General features: G+C 59.5%; 28 protein-coding genes. 6 read left to right on the forward strand and 22 right to left on the reverse strand.

Annotated features, from left to right (window positions below; translation table 11 throughout):
- Positions 1–52: 52 nt before the first annotated feature.
- The 11 genes from AM571_RS01645 to AM571_RS01695 all read right to left on the reverse strand — a co-directional run bounded on the left by AM571_RS01645 (position 53) and on the right by AM571_RS01695 (position 11,716).
- Positions 53–691, reverse strand: coding sequence for a 5'-methylthioadenosine/S-adenosylhomocysteine nucleosidase (locus AM571_RS01645; protein WP_074059898.1), 639 nt, complete (start codon positions 689–691; stop codon positions 53–55).
- Positions 688–1,137, reverse strand: a complete 450-nt coding sequence (locus AM571_RS01650) for a PaaI family thioesterase (RefSeq protein WP_074059899.1) — start codon at positions 1,135–1,137, stop codon at positions 688–690. Before AM571_RS01650 ends, AM571_RS01645 begins: the two co-directional genes overlap by 4 nt.
- 133 nt (positions 1,138–1,270) lie before the next feature.
- Positions 1,271–2,362, reverse strand: a complete 1,092-nt coding sequence (locus tag AM571_RS01655) for a DUF1513 domain-containing protein (RefSeq protein WP_074059900.1) — start codon at positions 2,360–2,362, stop codon at positions 1,271–1,273.
- A 4-nt stretch (positions 2,363–2,366) separates the two neighbouring features.
- On the reverse strand, positions 2,367–3,461 hold the full coding sequence (locus AM571_RS01660; protein ID WP_074059901.1) for an imelysin family protein: 1,095 nt from the start codon (positions 3,459–3,461) through the stop codon (positions 2,367–2,369).
- Positions 3,461–4,999, reverse strand: coding sequence for a di-heme oxidoredictase family protein (locus AM571_RS01665; RefSeq protein WP_074059902.1), 1,539 nt, complete (start codon positions 4,997–4,999; stop codon positions 3,461–3,463). Before AM571_RS01665 ends, AM571_RS01660 begins: the two co-directional genes overlap by 1 nt.
- A 46-nt stretch (positions 5,000–5,045) precedes the next feature.
- Positions 5,046–6,317: an imelysin family protein gene (locus AM571_RS01670; protein WP_074059903.1), complete on the reverse strand. Its 1,272-nt coding sequence runs from the start codon at positions 6,315–6,317 to the stop codon at positions 5,046–5,048.
- 485 nt (positions 6,318–6,802) lie between these two features.
- Complete coding sequence (locus AM571_RS01675) at positions 6,803–8,092, reverse strand: RsmB/NOP family class I SAM-dependent RNA methyltransferase (RefSeq protein ID WP_074059904.1); 1,290 nt, start codon at positions 8,090–8,092, stop codon at positions 6,803–6,805.
- 122 nt (positions 8,093–8,214) lie between these two features.
- Positions 8,215–8,583 carry a septal ring lytic transglycosylase RlpA family protein gene (locus AM571_RS01680; protein WP_074059905.1) on the reverse strand — a complete coding sequence of 123 codons (369 nt, stop codon included), beginning with the start codon at positions 8,581–8,583 and terminating at the stop codon, positions 8,215–8,217.
- 398 nt (positions 8,584–8,981) lie between these two features.
- On the reverse strand, positions 8,982–9,854 hold the full coding sequence (locus AM571_RS01685; RefSeq protein ID WP_074059906.1) for an SDR family oxidoreductase: 873 nt from the start codon (positions 9,852–9,854) through the stop codon (positions 8,982–8,984).
- Positions 9,854–11,011 (reverse strand): tRNA epoxyqueuosine(34) reductase QueG, encoded by a 1,158-nt coding sequence (queG, locus tag AM571_RS01690; RefSeq protein ID WP_074059907.1) that lies wholly within the window; start codon positions 11,009–11,011, stop codon positions 9,854–9,856. Before queG ends, AM571_RS01685 begins: the two co-directional genes overlap by 1 nt.
- A gap of 12 nt (positions 11,012–11,023) precedes the next feature.
- Positions 11,024–11,716 (reverse strand): glutathione S-transferase family protein, encoded by a 693-nt coding sequence (locus AM571_RS01695; RefSeq protein WP_074059908.1) that lies wholly within the window; start codon positions 11,714–11,716, stop codon positions 11,024–11,026.
- Between the two features lie 148 nt (positions 11,717–11,864).
- On the opposite strand from AM571_RS01695, the gene AM571_RS01700 reads away from it, so the two are divergent.
- Complete coding sequence (locus AM571_RS01700; protein WP_074059909.1) at positions 11,865–12,665, forward strand: undecaprenyl-diphosphate phosphatase; 801 nt, start codon at positions 11,865–11,867, stop codon at positions 12,663–12,665.
- Positions 12,666–13,146: 481 nt separating this feature from the next.
- Here the strand turns inward: AM571_RS01700 and AM571_RS01705 are convergent, their stop codons facing one another.
- From AM571_RS01705 to dnaN, 6 genes are all read right to left on the reverse strand, one after another.
- A complete protein-coding gene (locus tag AM571_RS01705) occupies positions 13,147–14,127 on the reverse strand; it encodes a complex I NDUFA9 subunit family protein (RefSeq protein ID WP_074063018.1) in 981 nt (326 codons plus the stop codon).
- Between the two features lie 111 nt (positions 14,128–14,238).
- Entirely contained in the window at positions 14,239–14,526 is a 288-nt protein-coding gene (locus AM571_RS01710; RefSeq protein WP_074059910.1) for a DUF1330 domain-containing protein, read from the reverse strand.
- Between the two features lie 79 nt (positions 14,527–14,605).
- Positions 14,606–15,298, reverse strand: coding sequence for an orotidine-5'-phosphate decarboxylase (pyrF, locus tag AM571_RS01715; RefSeq protein ID WP_074059911.1), 693 nt, complete (start codon positions 15,296–15,298; stop codon positions 14,606–14,608).
- A gap of 1 nt (position 15,299) precedes the next feature.
- On the reverse strand, positions 15,300–15,887 hold the full coding sequence (locus AM571_RS01720; RefSeq protein WP_074059912.1) for a histidine phosphatase family protein: 588 nt from the start codon (positions 15,885–15,887) through the stop codon (positions 15,300–15,302).
- A 1-nt stretch (position 15,888) separates the two neighbouring features.
- A complete protein-coding gene (gene pmtA / locus AM571_RS01725) occupies positions 15,889–16,482 on the reverse strand; it encodes a phospholipid N-methyltransferase PmtA (RefSeq protein ID WP_074059913.1) in 594 nt (197 codons plus the stop codon).
- Between the two features lie 117 nt (positions 16,483–16,599).
- Positions 16,600–17,718: a DNA polymerase III subunit beta gene (dnaN, locus tag AM571_RS01730; protein WP_074059914.1), complete on the reverse strand. Its 1,119-nt coding sequence runs from the start codon at positions 17,716–17,718 to the stop codon at positions 16,600–16,602.
- A gap of 243 nt (positions 17,719–17,961) precedes the next feature.
- Between dnaN and rsmI the strand changes: the two genes are divergently transcribed.
- From rsmI to gshB, 3 genes are all read left to right on the forward strand, one after another.
- A complete protein-coding gene (gene rsmI, locus AM571_RS01735; protein WP_074063019.1) occupies positions 17,962–18,882 on the forward strand; it encodes a 16S rRNA (cytidine(1402)-2'-O)-methyltransferase in 921 nt (306 codons plus the stop codon).
- Positions 18,883–19,153: 271 nt separating this feature from the next.
- On the forward strand, positions 19,154–19,657 hold the full coding sequence (locus AM571_RS01740) for a cupin domain-containing protein (RefSeq protein ID WP_074059915.1): 504 nt from the start codon (positions 19,154–19,156) through the stop codon (positions 19,655–19,657).
- Positions 19,658–19,752: 95 nt separating this feature from the next.
- Positions 19,753–20,700 (forward strand): glutathione synthase, encoded by a 948-nt coding sequence (gene gshB / locus AM571_RS01745; protein WP_074059916.1) that lies wholly within the window; start codon positions 19,753–19,755, stop codon positions 20,698–20,700.
- 273 nt (positions 20,701–20,973) lie between these two features.
- Here the strand turns inward: gshB and cysK are convergent, their stop codons facing one another.
- Together cysK and AM571_RS01755 are read right to left on the reverse strand one after the other, a co-directional pair.
- Positions 20,974–21,936 carry a cysteine synthase A gene (cysK, locus tag AM571_RS01750; protein ID WP_074059917.1) on the reverse strand — a complete coding sequence of 321 codons (963 nt, stop codon included), beginning with the start codon at positions 21,934–21,936 and terminating at the stop codon, positions 20,974–20,976.
- A gap of 133 nt (positions 21,937–22,069) precedes the next feature.
- Positions 22,070–22,687: a LysE family translocator gene (locus AM571_RS01755; protein WP_074059918.1), complete on the reverse strand. Its 618-nt coding sequence runs from the start codon at positions 22,685–22,687 to the stop codon at positions 22,070–22,072.
- A gap of 105 nt (positions 22,688–22,792) precedes the next feature.
- Between AM571_RS01755 and AM571_RS01760 the strand changes: the two genes are divergently transcribed.
- Positions 22,793–23,353 (forward strand): cysteine hydrolase family protein, encoded by a 561-nt coding sequence (locus tag AM571_RS01760; protein ID WP_074059919.1) that lies wholly within the window; start codon positions 22,793–22,795, stop codon positions 23,351–23,353.
- On the opposite strand, the gene AM571_RS01765 is transcribed toward AM571_RS01760, so the two are convergent.
- Positions 23,340–24,236 (reverse strand): DMT family transporter, encoded by an 897-nt coding sequence (locus tag AM571_RS01765; RefSeq protein WP_074059920.1) that lies wholly within the window; start codon positions 24,234–24,236, stop codon positions 23,340–23,342. The two genes, AM571_RS01760 and AM571_RS01765, sit on opposite strands and share 14 nt — an antisense overlap.
- A 112-nt stretch (positions 24,237–24,348) precedes the next feature.
- Between AM571_RS01765 and AM571_RS01770 the strand changes: the two genes are divergently transcribed.
- Positions 24,349–24,810, forward strand: a complete 462-nt coding sequence (locus tag AM571_RS01770; RefSeq protein WP_074059921.1) for an Lrp/AsnC family transcriptional regulator — start codon at positions 24,349–24,351, stop codon at positions 24,808–24,810.
- Between the two features lie 21 nt (positions 24,811–24,831).
- Here the strand turns inward: AM571_RS01770 and AM571_RS01775 are convergent, their stop codons facing one another.
- Entirely contained in the window at positions 24,832–25,731 is a 900-nt protein-coding gene (locus AM571_RS01775; RefSeq protein ID WP_074059922.1) for a GNAT family N-acetyltransferase, read from the reverse strand.
- Entirely contained in the window at positions 25,728–26,198 is a 471-nt protein-coding gene (gene dut / locus AM571_RS01780) for a dUTP diphosphatase (RefSeq protein WP_074059923.1), read from the reverse strand. The genes AM571_RS01775 and dut overlap by 4 nt, the downstream gene beginning before the upstream one ends.
- Between the last annotated feature and the right edge of the window lie 4 nt (positions 26,199–26,202).

The raw sequence follows: 26,202 nt of genomic DNA on the forward strand, positions 1-26,202 counted from the left end.
AATCCGCCGACGCGGGATTTTATTGTCCTGATTGTCACCGCTTTAGAGCGCATCAGAACCAGAAAACACCATCCTCGAGCGCTGCGAATAGGCTATCGACGGCATATGAGAGCTTGCGGTCGATCACGTGCAGATATTCCGTCCAGCCGGAGATATGCTGCAGTTCTTCAGCGCCGTCGGAGATTCCGCGAAGGCCGATCAGCGGCAGCCTATAGCCTTGGCAGGCGCGCAGAATCGCAAATGTTTCCATGTCCACCATGTCGGCAGCGATGTTCCTGTAGGCCGGCCCAGAGATAACGTTGCCACCGGTGGAAAGGCTGGCCTCAGGAATACCTGGAATGCGCAACGGCAAATCGATGACCGCTGGAAGATCGAGGAAGGGTGTGTGGCCCTTCTCGAAACCAAGCGGCGATGCATCCATGTCGCGATAGGAAACGGAAGAAACCTGATAGACTTCTGTCTGCTCCAGCGTCGCGGAACCTGCCGAGCCGAGAGAGACGACGAGCTGCGGCAGGTCGTCGGCCTGATCGAGCCGGGAAAGGGTCTTCGTCATCACGACCGCCGCCTCGACCGGACCGACGCCCGTCATCAGCGGTTCGAAACGGGAGCGCAAGAAGGGTCCATATTCGGCTTCCGCTGCCATGACGAAGAGAATTGACTTGCCGGCGATCGGCTTCAGTTCGAATTTCATCCCGTAATTCCTTCTCGGCCGCGAACGACCATCATCGTTCCCGTCATGGAAGCGATCAGCTTGGCCGGTCCATCGCCGATCGCATAGCCGCGCCCGTCGGCAACGATGATATTGGAGCCTGGCTTGGTGATCTCGCCGCGAAACAGGAAGCGCTCGCCGCGCCCAGGGGACATCAGGTTGACCTTGAATTCGATTGTCAGGATCGAGGCATCGATGTCGATGACACTGTAGGCGGCAAAGCCGCAGGCGCTGTCGAGAGCTGCCGAAATGACGCCGGCATGAAGAATGCCATGCTGTTGCGTAAGCTTGAAGTCGAAGGGGAGTTCGATCTCCACCACGCCATGCTCGACGCGCGTCAGCTCGGCGCCGATCGTTTCCATCGCCGCCTGGCGGGCAAAATTGCGACGGATCCGTTCGCGGAAGTCGCCGTTGTTCCTAACGCTCATGCATTTATCCCCTTGCGATCGCGAAAGTGGCACGGCGCGCCGGTTTCGACAAGGATGAAAGGCAATCAGTTCCGATATGCAATCGAGCCGGAATGCCGCAAAAACGATCCGCAGCATAAGTACAGGATGCAGATCAAGTGCGCGCTCGGACAATCCTGACGATGTGCTGATCCCATGCCACATTGCTGCGCGTTGCAAGGAACTCACCGGCATAGGAAGAGATCGCAAAACCATGTCGGGCGGGCGCGATGCCGGCAGCGTCGGGGATGATGTCTTCGGCCAATACCTTGCCGGAGTTGCAGTCGAGGATTGCCGATGCGCCCTTCGGCGAGGTCACGCCGACCAGGGCGTCCTTGCGGTTGACGGCAATGGCGCCGACATAGTTGCCGAGCCGGCGGGTCGTTTCCTGTGGCAGATCGATAAAGGTCAGTTCCTCGCCTTTGGCGAAGTGACCGACGAGCGGCGGCAGGTCGTTACGGTGGCCCTCGTACTGGCATGCAAACCACACGCGACCATTTGCGTCTATATCGACGTGACGTGTCGAGACTTGCGACCATTGCCGTGGCAGCACATGTTTTTCGACGAGCGTTCCATTTGCTGCATCGATCAGTGTCAGCGATGGCTGCATGTTGCCGAGGTTGAGCTTCGTGCGGCCGAAATCGGGATGGGTCTCGATGCCACCATTGGCGATGACGAGAAAGCGGCCGTCATCGGAGACGGTCATATCGTGCGGGCCGACCCCATAGGTCTCGAACTCGCCGATGCGGGCGAAGCGGTTTGTCGCGTCGTAGAGACCGATCATGCCGCGATTGCCGTCAAAATCGTTCTCGCTGGCATAAAGCAACCGCCCGTCCGGCGAAAAGGTGCCGTGTCCGTAGAAGTGGCGGCCTTCGGCGGAGGTGATGACGTCCGGCTCGCTCCTATTGCTGGGTTCGAAAATCATTGCGTAGGTGCCGGGACGGCGAGCGAAGGCGACGGCCTTGCCGGTGGTCGGGCTGAAAGCCATGCCATGGGCACGTGCTGGCAGGGCGACCTGATCGATGATTTCGCCGCGTTCGGTCACGGTCGCCACCGCGAAGGAGCCGTCGGCGGCGCGGATGCCCGAGGCATAAACCGCATCCGCGCGCTCAAGTGCCAGCAGCCCGCGCGGCGGCAATGCGGCGAGAAAGCTCAGGCCCGCTGCCTTGACGAAACTGCGCCGGTCGATCGCAGCGCTCCGCCACATCGCCTCAGTCCCCGTCGGAGAAGGAGAAGCCGGCCGAAAGACCGATCGCGCCGCCATATTCGTCGCTGATGCGGGTGATCAATTCACGGCTCACCGCCAGAAATGCGTCGAGCTTGGCTTTCTCCGCATCGCTGGTTGCCACGTCAATATCCGGGTTGAGCTTCGGGACAGTATCAAGCAGGGTCTTGAAGTTCGCCTCGATTGCATCGGCAACGGGCTTCTTGTCGGCAGGCAGAAGTTCTGCCATTCCGGCCTTCTGCCAGAGCGTGCGCAGTCCCTCGAGATTTGCCGTCATCGATTTCCAGGTGTTTTTTGAGCGCCAGTAGATAGCCATCCGCGGGCGCGGTGCCGTGTCTCGACCTTTATAAAACAGCTCCAGCCGCTGATCGCGGACGGTTTCGACGCCGTGGACAAGAATTCCGAGAAGCGCGGTCACCGCTTCCTTGTTATCGATGAAATCTTCGCTTTGGGGACCGGGTCGTTTCCAGCTTGCCTGAACGCCGTCCGGCTTTTCCCAAGCCGCAACGACTTCGCCTGCCTCGCGCTGGATGTTGCCGGCGACAGCCGCACCATATTGACAGCGGAACCCGTTCTTTTGTTTGAGGAGATCGTCTGACCCGTTGCCGTAAAGCACGTATTCGAGCGCCGTCAGACCCTGCAAGGCGACACTCTTTTCACCAATCGCATCGACCGTTGCATCCTTCGGGTCGGCCTTGGCGAGCAGTGCCTGTACCTGTCTAAGGCCGACACCCTTGCGGTCAGGAAAGAAGAGGATGTGCTCGAAGAGATTGTCGTGCATCACCGGACCGGTTTGCACGATCTCGATAATCGACCAATAGCGGATTGTATCGTCGAAAGCAGATTTGGCCTTGTCCAAAGTCTGCTGTGTGCCCTCGTCGCAAAGGTCCTTCATCGCCGTCGTCAAGCGTGCCGTAGACTGCTGCATGTTTCGGTAGCCGGGACGGATCACCTCGTCGACGGCGCGCGCCATCACGCCCGGCACCGCTTCCTCGTTCAGCCCCGTCGGCGTCGACGCAGTCTGCGCAGTTGCCGATGCCGCAAGCATGAACGAAAGCAGGAGAGGTTGCCAAAGGCGCATTACAGGGACTCCAGGAATCTGATCAGGGCCTCTCTATCGTCTTTCGGCAGAGAGGAGAATGCATCGCGGGCTTTCTCCGCTTCGCCGCCGTGCCAGAGGATCGCTTCGGTAAGATTTCTGGCGCGGCCGTCGTGAAGGAGGAAGCTGTGTCCGCTGACAGTCCGGGTCAGTCCTATACCCCATAGCGGCGGCGTGCGCCATTCACGTCCGCTTGCGCGGCCAACTTGCTGGCCATCGGCAAGACCTTCGCCCATATCGTGCAGCAGAAAATCCGAATAAGGCCAGACAAGCTGAAAGGACTGAGCTTTTTCGGCGGCATCCCGACGTGTGACAAACTTGGGCACGTGGCAGGACGTGCAGCCGGAACGATAGAAGAGTTCCTTGCCTCTCAGCGTGTCAGGAAAGCTTGCCTTTCGCCGCGCCGGCACGGCGAGATTTGCGGAATAGAAGGTCACTAGATCGAGGATGGGTCCAGGCGCCTCTTCATCGCCCAGTCGGTTTTGAACACCGGTCGGCATTTTTTGGCATTTTATCTCGGCCTTCGTGCAATCCCCGTGTGCGTCCGGCCGGTCGGGCGTCGATATGCCGATATCGCTGGAGAAAGCGGCAGCGCTCTGGTCGCGCACAGTTGCATTCTGCGCCTTCCATCCGAAGCGGCCAAGGGCGACTGTGCCTGTGCGATGATCACGCACGATGGCGGCCTTGCCTGAAATGCCATTACCATCTTTGTCGTCCGGATCGGCATGCCCGAGGATATCGGCTGCTGGAATGGCTTCGATGAGGCCCAACCCGATCATTGCCGGGGCGACGCGTGGCGATATCGTTGTCGCCGGATCGAGACTGCCGTAGGCAAGATCTCTCACATCGTAGGTTGGCGCTCGCAATGAGGCTGTTTCTCCGCCGGCAAGCGCCACGGTCGTTTCCGTATAGCGAATGACTATCTTGCCTTCGCCGGCGAGACCGGGCACGGCAAGGTCCTGCAGCTGATGACCATAAGTAGCGTCCGGGAAATTGACCGCGTCGGCGTTTGCGATCTCCTCTCTTTCTTCCGGTGTCGCTGCTGCTCGACCAAGGCGAAAGAACATCGATGTGGCGCTGGCGCCGCCTTCCGGTGGCCTGCCGCGTCCGTCGTTTACGTGGCAGCTCATGCAGGAGCGCGCATTGAAGAGCGGCCCGAGGCCATCCGATGCCTGTGTCGAAGATGGTGCGGAAACCCAGAGCTTCTTGAAGAGTGCGTTGCCGAGCTTGAAGTTCTGCTCTTCTTCGAATGGGATGTTTGCCGAGATATGCGAAAAGGCATCCTGCGTAACCGGATCGACCGATGTGGCGGCACCTGCCTGCATCGCCTCGTATGGCTCGGCTTCGGAAAAATCGACGGCCGGGCGCGTTACTGCCTCGACGCGCTTCAAATCGGCGTCGGAAAGATCGGTGCGCTTCGTGGGAAGATCAAAACCGGCGGCAAGAGCCACCGGAAGGCTGACAAGCGTGGCGCAGAAAGCAGCGCAAAGAACGACGCGACAAGCCGGATTATGCGGCATTTCAGAGTTCGGGCCGCTTGGGTTTGGAAGCGGCCCGCCTTTTTGCTTATTGGAAGACAGCGTCAGGCTTATCCAAGCTGTCGGAACCTTCAAGCGGAACCGTGCCAAGATCCAGCGCGGCAATAACACGCTGGATCGACTTCGTTTGGTCAACGAGGCCGTCGACGGCGGCTTGAACGGCGGCGTTGCCGTCCTTGTTGCCTTCAGCGATCATCTGGTCGTATTTCTCGACCGTCTCGCCGCGTTTTGCCATGGCGAGCATTGCATCAAGCGTCGTCTTCAGCTTGCCGGCGACTTCGGCATCGAGTGCCTTGTCTTTCGCGGCAACGAGATCGTGCAGCGACGGGCCGGTCAGCTTCGTTCCGTCGACGCGGGTATATTCCCCGCTGTAGGCGGCGGCGATGCCGATCGCATCGTTGAGGTGCGAGTTATAGGTGTTGTCGGAGAAGCAATCGTGCTCCTCTTCCGGATCGTGCAGCAACAAGCCGAGCTTCATCCGCTCGCCTGCGAGTTCGCCGTACGAGAGCGAGCCCATGCCGGTCAGAATCGCGACGAGGCCGGCCTTCGGATCGGCTTCGACGTTCTTTGTCGCGGCACCGTCAGCCGCCCAATGATCGGTCATTTCCTGCAGGTCGGAGACCAGCAGCGTGGATACCGACTTCAGGTATTCGGCGCGGCGATCGCAATTGCCGTTCGTGCAATTTTCGGGGTCGTAATCGGTTGCCGGGCGGCTGCCCGACCCCGGACCGGTGCCGTTCAGGTCCTGGCCCCAGAGCAGGAATTCGATGGCATGGTAGCCGGTCGCGACATTGGCTTCGACGCCACCTGCTTCCTGCAGCGTACCGGACAGGAATTCCGGCGTCAGCTTGGAAGCATCGATCTCCTTTCCGTCGATCTTGATCGTCTTGTTGGCGATGACGTTTGCAACATAGAGGGCGTTCTCGTCGCTCTCCGCTCCGTAGGAGGCATCGACATAATCGATCAGGCCTTCATCGAGCGGCCAAGCATTGACCTTGCCTTCCCAGTCATCGACGATCGGATTGTCGAAGCGGTAGACTTCCGTCTGCTGATAAGGAACACGGGCCGCAAGCCAAGCATCCTTGGCGGTCTTCAGCGTCTCGTCGTTCGGCGTCTTCAGGAAGGCGTCAATCGCCTTGTCGAGCGCTTTGGCGGTGATCAGCGAGTCCTCGTATTTGGCATGCGCCACTTCGGCGTAATGCTTCACGACGGCTGCAGCATCGGTGTCCGCGAGAGCCGGGCTGGATAGCGGGGCTATCACAAGCGCCAATGCTGCGCAGAATTTCTTGTTGAGCTTCATGGTCCTCTCCTGTGACGGATATCCGCCTGAAATCGCCCAAATCTCTTCGCCCAAAAGAAAACCAGTGTCAAATACTCTAGTTTGGAATGATTTTAAGAATTGGAGATTGTTTGAAAGCGCGTGTTCAGAAGGGATTTTTACTTGCAGAAGAACACAAGATTGAGCTGTTAGTGCAATTGTTCAATTCTGGTCCGGATCTGGTGCGCGCGCGACGCTATCTGCTGCGGCGCTGATTGCTGTCTGGTTGTCTTCTTCCTTGGGTGTTGGGTCGCGGCGACCGCCATCGGTCCTGCAATTGCCGGCGTGCTTGCCGTTGCAGAGCCCGCATCCGCCGGTGGGACCGCCAGGTGCTCAGTTCGCATCTCGGCGGGCTTAGGCTCTTTGCTGGCGTTCTATCCGAACGGCGTCCGGTGGTGGTGGTCGCAGACGTAGACCACGTCATCCCGCCGCGGCATCGATATCGACTTCGCGCGCGCCAGGCGATTTTAAGCCTTACGTTGCATGCGGCAGAAGAAGAAACCGTCCGTGTCAGTCGATGCCGGTGTCAGTGTAACCGTTTCACCATCAGACGACCGCGGGCGCGGGGCATCCTTGCCGAACAGCTCGTCCCAGCCAGCCAGGGCGCTTTCGATGGAGAATGCCGTATTTTCCGCGGTGAAGCGTCGTACCTGATCTTCGTTCTCCTGCGGCAGCACGGAACAGGTGACATAGATCAACTCGCCGCCGGGGCGCACGAAGGCGCTCGCCTGCTTCAAGGCATCCTGTTGCTGGCTCGTACGCTCGTCGAGGTTCTTCGCCGTCAGCCGCCATTTGGTATCGGGGCGGCGGCGCCAAGTGCCGGTGCCCGTGCAGGGGGCGTCGACCAGCACCTTGTCGCAGCGAGCGCGCAGGCTCGAAAGAGCCTTTGCATCGTCATGGACTTGAACATTGCGCGTACCGGCGCGCTTCAGGCGTTCGATGATCGGCGCAAGGCGTTTGCGGTCGGCATCATAGGCATGGATCTGGCCCTTGTTGTGCATGGCTGCCGCCATTGCTAGCGTCTTGCCGCCGCCTCCGGCGCAATAGTCGAGCACTTGCTCGCCATCCTTGGGCAGCACCAGATCGGCAACGATCTGCGATCCCTCGTCCTGAACTTCGAACCAGCCTTTTTGAAAGGAAAGCTCTGCTGTGACGTTCGGAAGCCGTGAGGCGCCTTCGCCGGCGGGAATCCGGATGCCATACCGCGCAATTTTCGCTTCATGAGCGCCGGCTCTTTCAAGCGCTTTGACCGCCTTCTGGCGGCTGGCCTTCAAAATGTTGGCGCGAAGATCGAGCGTTGGGCGGGAAGCGAGCGCCTTGGCTTCGGAAAGCCAGCTATCACCGAATGCAGTCTCGAAGGAGCTTTGCACCCACTCGGGAATATCACCCTGGACGTGGACAGGCGCGGAGGAAAGAGCCCGGTTCTGGAAGGCTGCCAGCGCTGCATCGGGCAGAGAAGGCGGCGCGAACCTGTCGTCGGAAAGTTCAGCGGCAAGCGCTTCCGGCGTGAAACCCCATTGGCGGAACATGACGGCATAAGCGATCGCCAGTGGGCCGTCGTCGTCCATCAGGAACGCGTGTGAAAGCCGCATGCGCAGCGCATCGTAAACGATGTTGCCGATTGCGGCGCGATCGCCGGAGCCGGCGAAACGATGCGCAAGGCCCCAGTCCTTCAGCGCCTCGGCGACAGGTCTCTTGCGCTGATCGATATCAGCCAGAACCGAAATCGCCCCCTCAAGGCGGCCGCCCAAACGCATTCACGAAACTCCCGTTGCCACGGACCTGTGCGCAACCGGCAGGAAGCATGTCACAAGTCTCAACCGCGTGGTATCCGCGATTGACGGCAAGAGCAAGCGCCGTCCGCTGCAGGTTCGGACGCTCAGCTGGCCGTGACGACTTCGTAGCAGACTTTGGCGGTACCGGAGCGGACCATGCCGATGTTCTGTGCGGCAGCGCGCGAAAGGTCGAGAACACGGCCGCGGATGAACGGGCCACGGTCATTGACCCGAACGATAACGCTGCGGCCATTATTGCGGTTGGTTACCCTAAGCTTCGTGCCGAAGCGGAGCGAACGGTGAGCGGCAGTCAAAATGGCAGGATTCATACGTTCGCCGGAAGCTGTTTTGGAATGCAGTGCGTACCACGAAGCACCACCACATCCGGCCGCAGCAAAACCTTCGGAAGGAAGGATGAAAGAACTAGCTGCAATAGCTACGGCAGCGACTATAGAGCGGCTGATATTCTTCAAAACGGATTGTCCCTCAACTATTGAACTTGCGCCTTTACGGGCGGCGGGGTTAAATCCGGCGAAAAGTGGCGAAAAAGTGCCGCTGTCTATCACGGAATGTTACAGCCGGTAATATTTGTGTTTCTCCCGGGCCTCGGGTTGAAAAAGCGCGATTGCCGAGAAAATGGAAAAAAGATAAGAGAATCAGGTAAAATTAGAACGATTTTTTCTGCTGCGGCGCAGCGTCATGCTTTGTTGGAAAAGTAACAAAAATAATTTTCCGAACTTGCCACAATTGATGCCTCATTTGCGCAAATTCAGAGGCCGTTAACCATAAAGCGGAGCGAAATTCGGATCGCCAAAATGCCGAAGTAGGAATTTTCTACTCATTTCGAATGTGCCGGAACCGCCCGTTCGGACTAACCGCGCCACCGTCCGCTCTGCCACAATTGTGCAAGCGACACGGGGTAATTCGGAAAGCTAAAGCTATAGCCCGCAGCTTTCAATTTGGCGTTCGAAACACGCTTGTTCTCACCATAGAAGGAACGGGCCAGCGGGGTCAGCGCCGCGGTTTCGAAGGGCTGTTCCGGAGGCGGCTCAACACCCATCAGCCGCGCTGCTTCGACAATGACGTCCTGCGGCGGGCCGGGCAGGTCATCGGTCACATTATATAGGCCGCCAAGGGACCGGTCCGAGAGGTAGCGCGCCGATGCGGCGATATCCTCAACGCGGATGCGATTGAAAACCTGATCCTTCTTGATCAGGCGCCGGGCTGTGCCCCGTTCTAGATTGACGAATGCATTCCGGCCCGGGCCGTAGATGCCCGACAGGCGCAGTATGGCGGCCGGAATACCGAGATCCTTGCCGAGCGCCAGCCACGCACCCTCTGCCTCGAGCCTTTCCTTCGACCGCCCGGACACAGGAACGCAGACGGTCTCTTCGCTGACCCATTCACCCTTGTGGTCGCCGTATACGCCAACGGTGGAAAGATAGCCGATCCACTGAAGCGCCGGCATCATCTTGCCGAGCTGGCCGCCTGCGAGATTGATCAGCGGGTCGCCTGCTTCCCGCGGCGCGATCGATTGGACGAGGTGTGTGACGCTTGCCATGGCGTCAAGCAAGGCGGCACTGATATTCTCGCCCTCGAAAATGAAGGCTTCAATACCTTGGCTGCGCAGGAGCTCAGCCTTGTCTGCCGATCTGGTGGTGCCGGAAATGCGACCGGTTCCGACTGAGAACGCCTTGGCAATCGCCGTGCCGGAATAACCGCAGCCGAAAATCATCACATGCATCACATCACCCCCGCCAATTGCCATTCTGCAAGTACGCCCGCATCAGTCTCATCCGGCCTTTGTGCCGCAAAGTCTCCGAATTCACCAGGCTCCATCAATCGCGAAAGCGCCCAGATTGCCATGCCGCGAACATCCGCAGACGCGTCGGTGGCGAGCCTTCGGCATTGATCGGCAAGGCTCTGATCACCGGAATTGCCGGCGGCGATCAACACATTGCGGATAAAGCGGTCTCTGCCGATGCGCTTGACCGGCGAACCGCTGAAGAAAGTCCGGAAAGCCGCCTCATCCAGCGTCAGGAGAAAGGAAATCGACGGCTCTTTCAGGTCGTCACGGGCCTGCAGCTTCATTTCGGATGCCGATGCAGCAAACTTGTTCCACGGACAGGCGGCGAGGCAGTCGTCGCAACCATAGATCCGGTTGCCGATCAGCGGCCGGAATTCGACGTCGATTGGGCCTTTGTGCTCGATCGTCAGGTATGAGATGCAGCGCCGAGCGTCGATCTGATACGGCGCCGGGAATGCATTGGTCGGACAGGCATCGAGGCAGGCGCGGCACGAGCCGCAGTGATCGATCTCGGCGTCGTCAATATTGAGATCGGCCGTCGTGAACATCGAGCCAAGGAAAAGCCAGGACCCGTGGCTGCGACTGACCAGATTGGTATGCTTGCCCTGCCAGCCGAGGCCCGCTGCCGCGGCGAGTGGCTTTTCCATCACGGGTGCAGTGTCGACAAAGACTTTGACGTCGGCACCTGCCCGTGCTGCAAAGCGAGTGGCGATCTCCTTGAGCCGTCCCTTGATGACGTCGTGATAGTCGCGATTGCGCGCATAGACTGAGATCGCCGCCTTGTCCGGAGTTTCGAGAATATGGCGTGGGTCTTCCCCGGGGCCGTAATTGAGGCCGAAGACGACGATGGATTTCACATCGCTCCAGAGCGTGCGAGGATCGCCGCGGCGATCGCGCGTCTCAGCCATCCATTCCATCGTGCCGTGACGTCCGGCGTCGATGAATTCGCCAAGCCGTTCCTTCGCTTCTGGTATCGAATCGGGCCGCGTGATGCGACAGAGCTCAAAGCCGAGCTTTGCCGCCTCGGCACGAACAAAGGCGGTCAAACTGTCGCGGCGCTTGCGTTCTTTATCGTCTGCTATCCGTTCGGGCATCGAAAGCCCTCGTCAGAAATCCAGGTCTGCGTAGTGAGAGACCGGTGTGAGCCCACGCACCCGCTCCGTCAGCAGCGGGCGGAAGGACGGTCGTGATTTCATGCGCTGGTACCAATCCTTGGCGACCGGCGATTCCGTCCAGTCGATCTCGCCGAGATAGTCGAGGATCGACAGCGAAGCGGCCGCGGCGAGGTCGCCATAGCTCATGCGATCTCCTGCCAGCCACTGCCGCGAACCGGCAAGCCAGGTCAGGTATTTCATATGCTGGCGGATGTTGGCGCGTGCCGTGCGCAGGATCTTCGAATCCGGTGCTCCGCCGCCCTGATCTGCGCTCATCTGCAGCTTGTACACGCGTTCGCGCGCAAGGGGCCGTGTCACGTCCGTCTCCATCTTCTGCATGAACCATTCACCGAGGCGGCGAATTTCCGCGCGCTGGAAAGGATCCTCCGCAAGAAGCCGCCGGTCGCGCTTCAGCACGCCATGCGTTTCATCGAGATATTCCGAAATGACGGTCGCGCCGCAAAGAGCGCGCATGCTGTCGTCGACATAGACAGGCAGGGTACCGGCAGGATTGAGCGCCAGAAAGTCGCGCCGCTTTTCCCAGGGTTGCTCTTCAATGAGATCTGCCTGAAAGCCATACTCGCTCAGAATCAACCGGACGAAGCGTGAAGCGGATGACATAGGATGATGATAAAGCGTCGGCATCGATACCCGAAGTGTTGATTTGTCGCGGCATGCTCTGGTGCACTCATAATCATAGCGCCCTAGTCATGACTCATTCGTTGCAGCTATAGGAGCTTGGCCCTTTCAATACAAGCAAATCGGGCCTCGCCCGCCTCACAAGGGATAAAACATGGCTGATATCTTTAGTGCGCTCGTTCTAGGCCTCATTGAAGGCCTTACTGAATTCATACCGGTTTCCTCGACCGCCCATGTCCTGCTGGCAGGACATTTCCTGGGCTTTCGCTCGCCGGGCAATACATTTGTCGTTCTCATCCAGCTCGGCGCGATCCTTGCCATTCTTCTCGTCTATTTCAAACGGCTGCTGAGCCTGGCGCTTGCGTTGCCGCGCAGCGCGCGGGCGCGGCATTTCGTCCTTGCCGTACTCTTTGGTTTTCTGCCTGCCGCCGTCATCGGCGCAATGGCGCACGACTTCATCAAGAACGTGCTCTTCGAAACGCCGATGCTGATCTGCGTCGTCCTCATCCTTGGCGGCCTCGTCCTGCTTGCCGTCGACAAGATCCAGTTCAAGCCGAAATATCACGATGTGACGGAGTTCTCCCTGCCGATGGCGCTGAAGATAGGTTTCTTCCAATGCCTGGCAATGATCCCTGGGACATCCCGCTCCGGCGCGACGATCGTCGGCGCATTGCTGATGGGTGCCGACAAGCGCTCTGCGGCCGAATTCTCGTTCTTTCTCGCCATGCCGACGATGGTCGGCGCCTTCGCTCTGGATCTATACGAAAACCGCAATGTGCTGAGCTTCGATGACGGAATGCTCATCGTCATCGGATTCGTGGCGGCTTTCGTCTCGGCGCTATTCGTCGTGCGCGCACTGCTCGACTTCGTCTCGATCCGGGGCTATGCGCCCTTCGCCTGGTGGCGAATCTTCATTGGCGCGGCAGGCCTCGTCGGCTTGACGTTGTTCGGTTGATTTCAAGTATTTGACAAGAGGGGCGGCTGCGAAAGGAGCCGCCCTTGCCTCAGTGGTTGAGGGAGGCTGTGGAACAGGGATCGATGCCGTAAGCCGGCGCGCAGCCACCTTTCACCGCTGCGACCGAGCCGGGCGCGATGAAGGAACCTGCGAGAATAACCAGTGCCGCACACGCAAAAAGAAGCGCGATTGACTTGCCCATCGAATAAAGCCTTTCAAGTCGATTTAGCGCGCCGCAAATGGCGCTGAGTCCGGTTCAGGACGCGCGGGGTGTGTAGTCAGTGGAATGGCAAATAGCAATAAAGGTTGCAGCTAAATGTGACGTTAATTTCACTAATTTTTTGATGCGTCTTTTATGCAACGCCCTTCCGGCCGGGCGCTTTGGAAGCACGCGAAACTTGGCTCCGGCTGCCTGAAATAATCGAAAAGAAAACGCCGTCTGTGATCGAACAGAGCGGCGCTTGCCCGATTGATAATTTTCTCAGGCTGCTTTTCCCGAACCCGTGTACTGGCCGTGCGGGCGATAATGCACCAGATACGACGGCAGTACGGAGGTCACCATTGTCGGCGTGACGCCGAGGGCCTTCAGCGTGAGGCCATCCGCTTCGGCCTTCGTTGAAACGACATTGTCGCGCTTCAGCAGGCGGACCTGGTCGGGCGTGATCGGAGGCTTAACGAATGGGACGAGCGAAGCGATGCTGCCGATCAGCGACGCGAGACTGAAGGGGATGGAAACCAGCCGGTTCTTCCGGGCGGTGATCTTCAGCATGATCTGAAGGCACTCTCGGAAGGTGAGCACTTCGGGACCCCCCAGTTCATAGATCGTTCCGCTCGCAGCCTTGCCCTCGACGGCGCGTGCCACGGCTTCTGCCACATCCTCCACGTAGACCGGCTGCAGCTTCGTCTTGCCGCCACCGATGAGGGGAAGCACCGGCGAAAGGCGAGCGATCTCCGCAAATTTGTTGAAGAACCCGTCTTCCGGCCCGAAAACGATGGAGGGACGGAAGATTATGGCGTCCTTCTTGATCGAAAGGATTGCCGCCTCCGCGCGGCCCTTGGTGCGGGCATAGCTGGAATCCGAATGGGCGTCGGCGCCGATTGCAGAAATATGGATGAGCTTCGCGCCGGATGCCCGGGCGGCTTCCGCCACGGCGCGTGCACCGAATTCCTGCACTGCATCGAAGGTGTTGCGCCCCGTCTCAAAGAGCACGCCGACACAGTTGATGACGACGTCGGCACCCTCGACGGCGCGATCGACCGAATTGCGATATCGCAGGTTCGCCTGGACAAAAGAAATCTGGCCGACGTTGCCGAGCGGCTGCAGGAAGCCTGCGAGATCCGGCCGGCGCACCGCGACGCGGATGCGATAGCCGCGCTTTGCGAGGGAGCGCACAATATGCCTGCCCAGAAAGCCAGAGCCTCCGAACACGGTCACGAGCGGCGGCAGATTGGCAAGGGTCATGGCAGGCTCCTCGAAAGGCTTGATGGATGCGTTGATCGGCACTCGTATTAGCCGAAACCCAGCGCGACGGAAAGGTCCATCTTGCCTCGCCTTCGCAGGTGCGAAGAGCGCTCAGATGCCTTCTACGACCATCATTTCCGCGTCGGCAGCTTGCTGGCGGATCCGGGCAGCGATCTGGTATTCCGGCGAGTTGTAGCAATCGACCGCAGCCTGCATGGATGGGAACTCGATGACGACGTTTCGGGCTCGCGATTTACCTTCGAGTTCGGTGATTGAACCACCGCGGGCGAGGAAGTTTGCACCGTACTTTTCAAAGGCCGGCTTTGCTGCCGCGACGTAGTCCTTGTAGCGCTCGGGATCGCGAACATCGACGTGTGCAATCCAATACCCTTTTGCCATGGTGTTTTCCTCCCTGTTGACAGTTGCCCACGTCGTTCAAATTGCTGATATGCTCAGTATCGGCTGTGTCCTTCAAGCGTCAGAGAACGGCTTCCATCTCGGCAAGAATGGCGCATGCCGCTTCCTTCGGATCGGGCGCCCTGACGATCGGGCGGGCGACGACGAGATGGCTCGAGCCGGCCCTCAGGGCATCGGCGGGCGTCATGACACGCTTCTGATCACCCCTTTCGCTACCAGCCGGGCGAATGCCGGGGGTAACGACGGCCATGCGAGGTCCGACGATTTTCCGGACGGCGGCGGATTCTTCGGCGGAGCAGACGACGCCGCCCATGCCAGCGAGCAACGCCTGTTCGGCACGGCGCAGCACCAGTGTATGTGGGTCGTATTCGTAACCTGCGGCCAGTAAATCCTGTTCGTCCATCGAGGTAAGGACGGTGACCCCGAGCAGGCATAGATCGGAACCCTTTGCCGCTTCGACGGCAGCCTTCATCGCCTTGGGGTAAGCATGGAGCGTCAGCATGGACATTCCCATCGTCACGATATTCTCGACGCCGGAGGCGACCGTGTTGTCGATATCGAGCAGCTTCATGTCGAGGAAGATCTTCTTGCCGCTTCGTGCGAGATCGCGAGCGAATTCCAGACCGCCGGCGAAGGCGAGCTGATAGCCGATCTTGAAGAAGAGAATGTCGTCGCCGAGCGTCGAGACGAGCTGTTCGGCCTCGCCAAGTGTCGGAACATCGAGTCCGACGATCAACCGCTCGCGTGCGTTCATCTCACATCCATCCGTGCCAGTATTCCATGGGCGTCCAGTCGCATGATAAGCGCCGGTCCGCAAGGCTGAAACAATAGAGATTGCCGCCGCCGGGCGGCTGATCGCGCTCGCGTGCGATGGCGCGGCTCTCAAGATGGCATTTGAGCAGCGTGCCGACCCCGCCATGCCCGATAAAGGCGATTGCCTCGTTGGGATCGTGGTCGGCAAGAACAGCGTCGAAGGCCGAAACGATGCGCTGCTGCGCATCGGCGGCACGCTCCCAGCCTCTGAAACTATCTTGCGGATGCGCGAAGAACCGGTCGGCGGCTTTCTCGAACTCCGGAGGCGGCAGGAATCCCGTTGCAGACCGGTCGTTCTCATGCATGCCATGCCGGATTTCGACGGCCACATGAGCCGTCGCGGACAGAATTTCAGCGGTCTCGATGGCTTTCGTCTCGTCGCTAGAAACAATACGGCGCAGCTGCCTCACCCAGCTGCTTTCTGCCGCCTTGCGCGCGCGAGCCTCGCCGATCTCGGATAAACCCCATTTGGGCACCGCGAGGTTCGGATCGATTTTCACTTGCGGGTGGGTGATGTACAGCCCGTACATATCAGCTGCGTCGGTAGATCCACAGTTGTGCCGGCGGAATATTGCGGACGATAAAATCGAAATGCTGGATGTGGTAGCGCTCCGGCCGTGCGATGATCGGCGAGACGGGACCATAGGAAATCTGTACGACCGGCCTTCCTGCCGGAATACGGTCGAGCAGGCTTTCGAGAAGGGCAATTCGCGCCTGCATCGGGAAATTCAGCAGCGGCACGGCCGAAACGACGGAATCGAATGTCTGATCCTTGAGGTCGCCGAGCGTCTTGTCGAGGTTGAAGGCGTCGCCATTGATGAAGCGGACACTGGGGTAGAGGCGAACGAGATGCTCGTAGAAATCCGTCGAATATTCGATGGCGACGAGATTTTCCGGCTTCACTCCGCGCCCGAGGATCGCTTTGGTGATCGCGCCCGTGCCAGGACCGAGTTCAAGAACCGGGAGGCCAGAATTCAGGTTGACGATGCTTGCCATCTTGCGGGCGGTGATGGAGGAGGTGGGAACGATGGAGCCGACCGTTTTCGGCCCCTGCATCATGCCCTTGAAGAAACGAATTTCTTCATCGAACTTCTTGCCGAGCCGTTCTTTCAGCCGCAACGCCATGCCGTCCTCCACGAATAATTTACTAAACCGCTGGCTACCTATTTGCCATCCTCTGGCGCAAAAACAAGACCAAACGTCGCAATCGGCAAACTTTAGCGCAGCAAATGCGACGTGCGCTTACACACGCATCGGCATCAGGACGTAAAGTGCATCATCGCCGGCGGTATCGCGAATGAGAGTCGGCGAGCCTGCATCCGCAAGCAGAAAAATCGCCTGATCACCGGAAAGCTGCGCAGTGATGTCGAGCAGATATTTGGCATTGAAACCGATTTCCATGGCATCCGTGTCGTAACCGACGGCGACTTCTTCCGTCGCGCTGCCGGAATCCGGATTGTTGACGGTGAGCAGAAGCTGGCCGTCCGAAAGCGCAAGCTTCACGGCGCGACCGCGCTCGGAAGAAATCGTCGAAACGCGGTCGACAGCCTGAGCGAATGTCGTGCAATCGACGCGCATTTCCTTGTCGTTGCCGGTGGGGATCACACGCTGGTAATCCGGAAAGGTGCCATCGATGAGCTTCGAGGTCATGACGATCGACTCGATGCCGAGGCGGATCTTGGCATCTGAGACTTCGACGGTGACTACCGCGTCGGGATTGTCGACGAGCTTCTGCAGTTCACCAACCGTCTTGCGCGGAATGATGATGCCCGGCATGCCTTCAGAGCCAGAGGGCGCCTTCACGTCGGCACGCGCGAGGCGGTGTCCGTCGGTTGCTACCGCACGCAGCTTCAGGTCGCCGTCGCTTTCGATCGTGTGGAAGAATATGCCGTTCAGATAGTAGCGCGTTTCTTCCGTCGAGATCGCAAACTGCGTGCGGTCGATCAGCATCTTGAGATCGGCCGCCCTCAGCTTGAAGGAATGCGTAAACGTGCCGGCGGTCAGATCCGGGAAATCGGATTCCGGCAGGCACTGCAGCGAGAATTTCGAGCGGCCGGACTGGACAGCCATGGATCCGCCATCCGCCGATGTTGCCAGAAGAACTTCCGAACCATCCGGCAGTTTGCGGACAATGTCGTAAAGAAGATGCGCCGGAACGGTTGTGGCGCCGCCCTGCTCGACATTGGCGGGCGTCGCTTCGGTCACTTCCAGGTCGAGGTCCGTCGCCTTCATGTCAAGGTTCTGGCCATCGGCGCGCAGCATGATATTGGACAGGATCGGGATCGTGTTGCGACGTTCGACCACGCGGTGAACGTGGTTCAGCGACTTCAAAAGGTTTGACCGCTCAATAGTTATACGCATGGGATGCTACCGCTTTCGACCGTTACTGCCCCAGCACGCAAGACGCGCCGGAAGATGCTGTCCGGCTCCGGGCCGGAGGAGTGGACAGGCAAAATGGCAGAACTTTGCTCACGAATGCAAGGGGTGCGAGACGCAGCATCGCTGCAAATGCCGTTTTCCGGGACAATGCTCACAGAAATCCGAACACTTGCTGCGGGCCAAACGCCCGCGCATAAAGGTAGAAAGCCAAAGGAGCCATCGAAATTGAACAATGAGGAAACGGCAGGCGAGGGCGGCAGGCAGCGCGGCTATCGGCTGCATAATGTCGCCATCCCGGCGCGCCCGCTGGAAGCGGCACTTTATCTTGTCGCTACGCCGATCGGTAATCTGGGCGATATTACGTTGCGGGCCCTGGAAACGCTGGCAGGCGCTGATGTGCTCGCCTGCGAGGATACGCGTGTGACCCGCGTTCTGCTCGACCGATACGGCATTCACAACCGGCCCTTTGCCTATCACGAGCACAATGCCGACGAGGCCGGTCCGCGATTGCTGCAGGCCCTGGAGGCGGGCAGGTCTGTTGCACTTGTCTCCGACGCCGGGACGCCGCTTGTCTCTGACCCCGGCTATCGTCTTGCACAATCTGCGATCGAAGCAGGTTACCGTGTCGTTCCCATTCCGGGAGCATCGGCGCCGCTTGCCGCACTTGTCGGCTCGGGCCTGCCGAACGACACCTTTTTGTTTGCGGGATTCCTCCCGGCGAAGGACAAAGCGCGGCGCGACCGGCTGGCGGAATTTGTCGCCGCTCCAGCGACGCTCCTCTTCTTTGACTCGCCGCATCGGATCGGCGCGACGCTCGCTGCTGCCGCCGACGTGCTCGGGCCCACCCGTAGGGCATCCGTTTGCCGCGAATTGACGAAGACATACGAGGAGTTCCGCCGCGGCACGCTTGCAGAGCTTGCTGCGTATTATGGCGAAAGCCACAATGTGAAGGGCGAGATCGTGCTCGTCGTCGGCCCACCGCAAGAGCAGCCGGCGGACGAATCGGATGTGGAGGCCATCCTCGCCGACCTTGCGACTTCCATGCCGACGGCAAAGGCAGCCGCCCAAGCAGCTCGCGTCACCGGGTTGCCGCGCAAGGAACTCTACCAGCGCTTACTTGATATGAAAGCCAAGGATGGGCAGTAGTAGCTGTGCGACCATTAGCCGGCAAACAACGCATGTCCCGAGCTGTGACTTCACCATCTGATCTGCGCCTGGCAGTTTAAAATAAAAATGCGATGTCATCGCGGCAATGGCGCTGGTGCCGGTGGTGCGCTCACGGCTCATCATCCGACAGTCGCACACGCATATCCCAAAGAGTTGAAATGGACTGCTAAAATTTTAGCGGCCGATTGAACGCCTCTGTTACGGGTTTCTGCTATTGGGGCAATGATTGGGTAGCAGATTAGGGGGATCCATGGCCATGAAGCTCATGCTGGCAAGCGCAGTTGCAATGGCCGCGCGTTCGCTGCCGTATGTCGTCGCGCCAGCACGAGGCAGGAATTTCGTTGCACACTCCAGCGACCACCTGCCGATGAAATCGACCCCGATCAATCCGGACTGGATCGTCGATGGCGACCCGCAGGCGCGCACGGCCGAACATTCCCGCGGTCATGACGACGCATCGTTCACGGCAATCTGGGACTGCACAGCTGGAGAATTTCGCTGGTTTTTCGGCTGGGACGAGACGGTGATGATCCTCGAAGGCGAAGTGCACGTCACCGCCGAAGACGGAACGGAACGCACTCTACGAGCCGGCGACGTTGCCTTCTTCGCGGGTGGTACATGGGCGAACTGGCGCGTGGACAACTACGTCCGGAAGATCGCTTTTCTTCGAAAGCCCTTTCCCAAGCCTGTGGCGATGCTCTATCGGCTTCGCAACCTGTTGCGCAGCAGCGGCCAGCAGGGTTTCGCCGCCTGAAAATCCTTGAGGCCCGCACCTGGAGGTCCTTGATTGGCCGTTGCGTTTGCTTTGCTTGCGACCTACATCTGTCCGGCACTCACTGAGGGACGGAAATGGGCAAGATCAAGAACGTAGCGGTCCAGATGGACCATGTCGCGGGCATCAACATTGCAGGCGATTCCACCTTCGCCGTGTGTCTTGAGGCCCAAGCCCGAGGCTACAAGCTTTTCCATTATACGCCTGAGCGGCTCAGTCTCCGCGATGGCAAGCTTTACGCTTCCGTCGAACCGATGCTGCTGCGCGACGTGAAGGGCGATCATTTCGAGCTTGGTGCTCCCGAACGTGTCGACCTTTCGACCATGGATGTGGTGCTGCTGCGCCAGGATCCTCCCTTCGACATGGCCTATATCACCTCCACGCATCTCTTGGAGCGCGTTCACCCGAAGACGCTCGTCGTCAACGATCCGGCATGGGTTCGCAATTCGCCGGAGAAGATCTTCGTCACCGAATTCGCCGACCTGATGCCGAAGACGCTGATCACCAAGGACGCGGACGAGGTCCGCCGCTTCCGAGACGAGATGGGCGATATCATTTTGAAGCCGCTTTACGGAAACGGCGGTGCCGGCGTCTTCCACTCGACGAGGGACGACCGCAACCTGTCCTCGCTGCTCGAAATGTTCGGCCAGCTTTTCCGTGAACCCTTTATCGCCCAGCAGTATCTTCCCGATGTCCGCAAGGGCGACAAGCGCATCATCCTGGTTGACGGCGAGCCGGCAGGCGCAATCAACCGGGTTCCTGCCGACCACGACAGCCGCTCCAACATGCATGTCGGCGGCCGCGCGGAAGCGACCGAGCTCACGGCACGTGAAAAGGAAATCTGCCAACGCATCGGCCCGGCGCTGAGGGAACGCGGCTTCCTGCTCGTCGGCATCGATGTCATCGGCGACTTTATGACCGAAATCAACGTCACGTCGCCGACCGGAATTCGCGAGGTCCGCAAGTTCGGCGGCGCTGATATCGCAAGCCTTCTCTGGGATGCGATCGAGCGCAAGCGCCCTTAGGGCGTTGCGGCTTTCTTTGCCTTCGTTCATGCTCTGCAACTGACTGCGGCTGAGACGTCAATCTGTAGCTTTATCGTTGTTGCGGGTCTCCCCAAGGAAGCGTGCACTTCGACCTGCCTGCGTTTGGTCGGATGACGGCCTTGGCGTCGTAGAAATGGATGCGCTTGCCGAGTTTCGTCGTGCTCGGCATGCTCCCCAGCGTTGCCGGCGAGCGGCCGACGGCGGTTTCCTGACGGAGAAAGGGGCGCCGAAGCGCCCCGATTTACCCGGAAATTAGCTCCCGAGACCTTCGAAGAGAGCAGTCGAAAGGTAGCGCTCGGCGAAGGAAGGGATGATGACGACGATGTTCTTGCCGTTGTTTTCCTCGCGGCTGCCGATCTTGATTGCCGCCGCCAGTGCCGCGCCGGAGGAAATGCCGACCGGCACGCCTTCAAGCCTGGCGACAAGACGCGCCGTTTCCATCGCCTGCGCGCTGTTGATGGTGACGACTTCGTCATAAATCTTCGTGTCGAGTATCGCCGGGGCAAATCCGGCGCCAATGCCCTGGATCTTGTGCGGCCCCGGCTGACCGCCGGAAAGAACCGGAGATTCCTCGGGCTCGACGGCAATTACCTTGATGCCGGGTTTCTTCGACTTCAGAACCTGGCCGGCACCAGTGATCGTGCCGCCGGTGCCGATGCCGGAAACGAGGATGTCGACGGCACCCTCCGTGTCGTTCCAGATTTCCTCGGCCGTTGTCTTGCGGTGGATTTCCGGGTTCGCAGGATTCTCGAACTGTTGCGGGATGATGGCATCGGGAATTGTTGCGGCAAGTTCCTCCGCCTTGGCGATTGCGCCCTTCATCCCTCGCGCTCCCTCGGTCAATACCAGTTCGGCGCCGAGCAGCGCCAGCATCTTGCGGCGCTCGACCGACATGGTTTCGGGCATGGTGAGAATGAGCTTGTAGCCCTTGGCGGCAGCGGCAAAGGCGAGCGCGATGCCGGTATTTCCGGAGGTCGGCTCGATGAGCGTCGTCCTGCCAGGGGCAATCTTGCCTTGCACTTCGAGGCTCTCGATCATGGCGACGCCGATGCGGTCCTTGACCGAAGCAATCGGATTGAAGAATTCGAGCTTGGCAAGCAGATTGGCCGTCACGCCCTTTTCCCTTGCCAGCTTGTCGAGGCGCACGATAGGCGTATCGCCGATGGTATCGGTGATCGACGAGTAGATGCGGCCGCGGCCCGGTTTTCTCGACATGGTGCGCTCCCTTAGTGATTGTTGCGCGAGAGAATAGGGTCAAAGGCCGAATCAGGCCAGAGGGGCTTGATCCACGGAAGTGTCATCCGGAAGAAAAAATCGTTTGGAAAGGGTGCTTTGCCGAATGATTTTTTCAGGCTGCGCGTGCAGCGATAAAGGCTGCGGTACCGGCCAGGATGCTCGCCGCAACCCGATTGAGCGCTTGAAGCGCGCGCGGCTGTTTCAGCATCGTGCGGGCGCGCGACGCAAGCAGCATGTAGGGGACCAAAACCAAAAGCAGCACCGCGAAGGTTGCGATCAGAAGTATGCCGTATTCTTGAAGACCGACGTGGCTGATGTCGATCAGCGTTGGCACGAGGGCGATATAAAAGAGCATCGTCTTCGGATTGCCGAGGGTCACCAGAAGGCCAGACAGGAAGGACATGCCGATGCTGCTCGATTTGCGCGCAGCAATATCGTGCGGCAAAAGCCCCGCCGTCCATAGCTTGTAGGCGATATAGCAGAGGTAAAGGACGCCGGCGAATTTGATGACGAGGAATACCGCGGTGAAGGTCTGCGCCACGAATGCAAGGCCGAGGATCACCGCCGTCAGGTAAGTGATGTCGCCGAGAACGAGGCCGAGACCCATGAAGAAGGTCTCGCGAAAATTCGAGCCGAGCGCGCGGGCGACGATGGCGGTGATACCGGGTCCGGGAATTATCGCAGCGATAAAAAGGGCGCCGCTATAGGCAAGCAGGGCTGCAATGGTCATCTTTGCTCTCCTCAGGCAGCTTCTCTTACTGATGCTTAGGCCGGCTTTCAAGATGAGCTCCCACGCTCGAATCAGGTAGAAGTGGGCTGAAAGGAAAGAAAGCCGATGACAACCGGACTGCTGCTGATCGATGTTCAGAAAGCCATCTTGAAAGGCCTCGGAAGCACCGAACGCCAGCCTTTGATCGACAAGGCGCTGGACGAAACCGTGGCGCGTCTTGCAGAGGTCCTTCGCAAAGCCCGCGCGGTGAACGCGCCGGTCTTCATCGTCCAGCATGACGGACAGGCATCCCACCGTCTTGCTGAAGGCAGCGACGGCTGGCTGTTGCGCGACGAGATTGCGCCTCAAGATCGCGACATTGTCATTCACAAACGCAGCTGCGACTCGTTTTTCGAAACCGGTCTCCAAACGTGCCTGAAGGAGAACGGCATCACAAGGCTGGTGGTGGGCGGCTGCATGACCCAGTTCTGCATCGATACAACCGCACGTCGCGCCGTTTCGCTCGGCTACGATGTAACGCTGATGTCCGACGGGCATATGACGGCCGACATGGGCGATCTCGGCTTCCAACAGATCATTGCCCACCACAATGCCGTGCTCGACGAGTTCGATGCCGGCAGTCACGAAATCCGGCTTGCAGAGGCAGCGGCGATCAATTTCGGCTAGGCCGCAGCCATTGCCAAGGCGTCCAGCCGAGATTCATGCCCGCTGCCGCGACAAGGATGATTGCTGCACCGAGGATCTGCAACGGCTGCAGTGCGCGGCCAAAAGCGAGGCCGTCCACTGCGATCGCCACGATCGGGTAAATGAAGGAAAGGGCGCCGGTAAGATGTGTCGGCAGCTTCTGGATGGCGCCGTAAAGCAGTACATACATCAGCCCGGTGTGGATGACCCCCATCGCCACGAGAATAGACCATGCTCCGGCCGTTGTGGGCAGATCCGAAAAGTCGGTCACGGGCGCCAGCATGAGAATGCCGGTCGAAACCTGGATGAGCGCGATCAGGTGCGGCGGCGTGCCCTTCAACCACTTTGCAGCAATTGCTGCCAGAGCATAGAAGAAGGCCGCTCCGAGCGCCAGCGCAATACCCAGTCCGTAGCTGCCTGAAACGACGCCCGCCTCAGGTTTGGCTTCGACAATCGCCGCCATGCCGGCAAAGGCGAACGCCAGCCAGAACAGTTTCGTCAAAGTGATCTTCTCGCCGAGGAATGCGGCGCCGAGCGTCAGCAGCATGAAGGGTTGGGTATTGTAGACGGTGGTCGCAATCGAGATCGATGCGTGCGAGTAGGAGGCGAAAAGCAGCAGCCAGTTCGCCACGATGGCGATCCCGCCAAGCACGGCGATGCCAAATGTTCTCGGCGAGAGAATGCCGGGTTTCAGGAATCCGAAAGCACCGCAGATGACGAGAAGGCTCGCAGCACCAAACAGGCAACGCCAGAAAACAACTCCGCTCACAGGCTGGCCGGACATGACGACGAACCAGCCGATCGTCCCCGAAACCACCATTGCTGCCGTCATCTCAACTGTGCCCTTGCCTATGTCGTTGTGCATCGCGATCTCCTCTTTGTGACATTGGAGATTATTGCGTTTGTATGCTGATCTCTATAAAGTTAAATGCGCGTAGACCGAATTTTGCCTAATAAAGAAAGGTAAGATTACATTAATGGCTAACGGAGCAACTCACTTGGACAGCATCGACCAGCGTCTCCTCGATGCGCTGGCGCAGAACGCGCGTATTTCTCTGAAAGAGCTGGCGCAAGTGGCCCACCTCTCCTCGCCAAGCGCGGCGGAACGGCTGCGCAGACTTGAAGAGCGCGGCATCGTCACGGCCTTCACGATCGATATCGATCCGGCTGCCCTCGGCTATCCGCTACAGGCAATCGTCCGCGTCCGGCCGCTGCCGGGACAGTTGCACGTGGTTGAGCGGATCATCCAGGAAACCCCGGAATTCATCGAATGTGACAAGGTCACCGGCGACGATTGCTTCATCGCCCGCCTCGTCGTCCGCTCGATGGGCGAACTCGACGTTATCCTGGACAAGGTGGCCGAAAGGGCAGAGACCAACACCTCGATGATCAAGGCTTCCCCGGTCAAACGTCGGCTGCCGCCGCTTTCGGGCCGCTGAACGGTTGCGCGAACCGACCTGCTAGAAGTCCGCCATCGGTGAGAGCATTGCAGGCGACGCAGGCGCGAGATCCGTCGTCGTGCGGAGCATGAAGGCCGTACCGTTGTCGAAGGCGACAGCCTCTCCGCCCCAATCAAGCTTGTCCGGCGAAAAGAAGACGTCGACGTGTTCAGGCAATGCGCCGAGTCTTCCGAGGATGACGGCAAGCGGGGGAATTTCAGCAGCGACGACGTCGAGCAGGCTGAAGCGGCCAGCTGCTCCGGCTTTCCACGCGATGATGGCTTTCTCCTCATCGAGCCAGCTCAGACGAACCTCTGTATCGAGTTGGGTATTGACGAGGAACATCGCCGCATTGCCGGAAACGGCCAGCACGTCCGAAACGGGTGCCCGCGTCTTCAGCGCCTCCTGCAGCAAAGCAAGATCGGTCTTGTTCCATGGATCGAGCTGTCGGGCAGAATTTGTGGCGGACCTTGGCTTTGGTGCTCCCCCGCAGTAGCGGTGCATCGGCAGGATGCTGAAGCCGTAAGATTCGTAGAGCGAAGGCTTGTCGGTATAGAGCACGATTGCCTCAAACTGCCGGCCCTCGCACCATTCAAGCGCCTTCCGCGTCAAGTCGCGGTAAAGCCCGCGTCGGCGCCATGGCGGGCGAACGGCACCGGATTGGAAGGCGCCTGCTTCGATCTGCCGGCCATTGACGACGATTGGCATGGCAAAGGCGGTGAGATTGGCGGCGAGCGTGTCGTTGGAGGCAAACCAGCCGAAAGGCATGCTGGTCGGGTCCGGGCCGCCCAGATGGCGCAGCGGCCCGATATCGATGCCGAATGTATCGTCGAGGAGAGAAACGAGCGCTGTCCATGCCGCCCGATCGTCAAAATAGTCCTTTCGAAAGGTCAGCCCGGCGCTATCGAAAGACTTGCTCATACGCCGGTCGAGCCGAAGCCACCGGCGCCGCGAGCCGTGGTGCTGCTTTCGGTGACCTCTGCAACACGCGCCTGGGTGACCGGTGCAATCACGACTTGTGCGATGCGCATGCCGCGCGTGATTTCGAACGGCTCATTGCCGAGATTGACGAGCAGTACCTTCACTTCGCCGCGGTAATCGCTGTCGATCGTGCCGGGAGTGTTGAGGCAGGTGATGCCGTGCTTGAAAGCGAGGCCGGAACGGGGCCGAACCTGGGCTTCATAGCCATCCGGAATTTCGAAGATGAAGCCGGTCGGCACCAGAGCGCGATTGCCCGGCGCGAGCGTCATCGGTTCGTTGACGGCCACAGCCGCCCGAATGTCCATGCCCGCAGCACCGCTCGTCTCATAGGAGGGCAGGTCGAGACCTACGCCATTGGGCAAACGGACGAGGTTGAGCTGCGGACGGATGTCGTTGTGAATGGTCATGGGA

It is taken from the genome of Rhizobium etli 8C-3 (assembly GCF_001908375.1).
Taxonomy (GTDB): domain Bacteria; phylum Pseudomonadota; class Alphaproteobacteria; order Rhizobiales; family Rhizobiaceae; genus Rhizobium; species Rhizobium etli_B.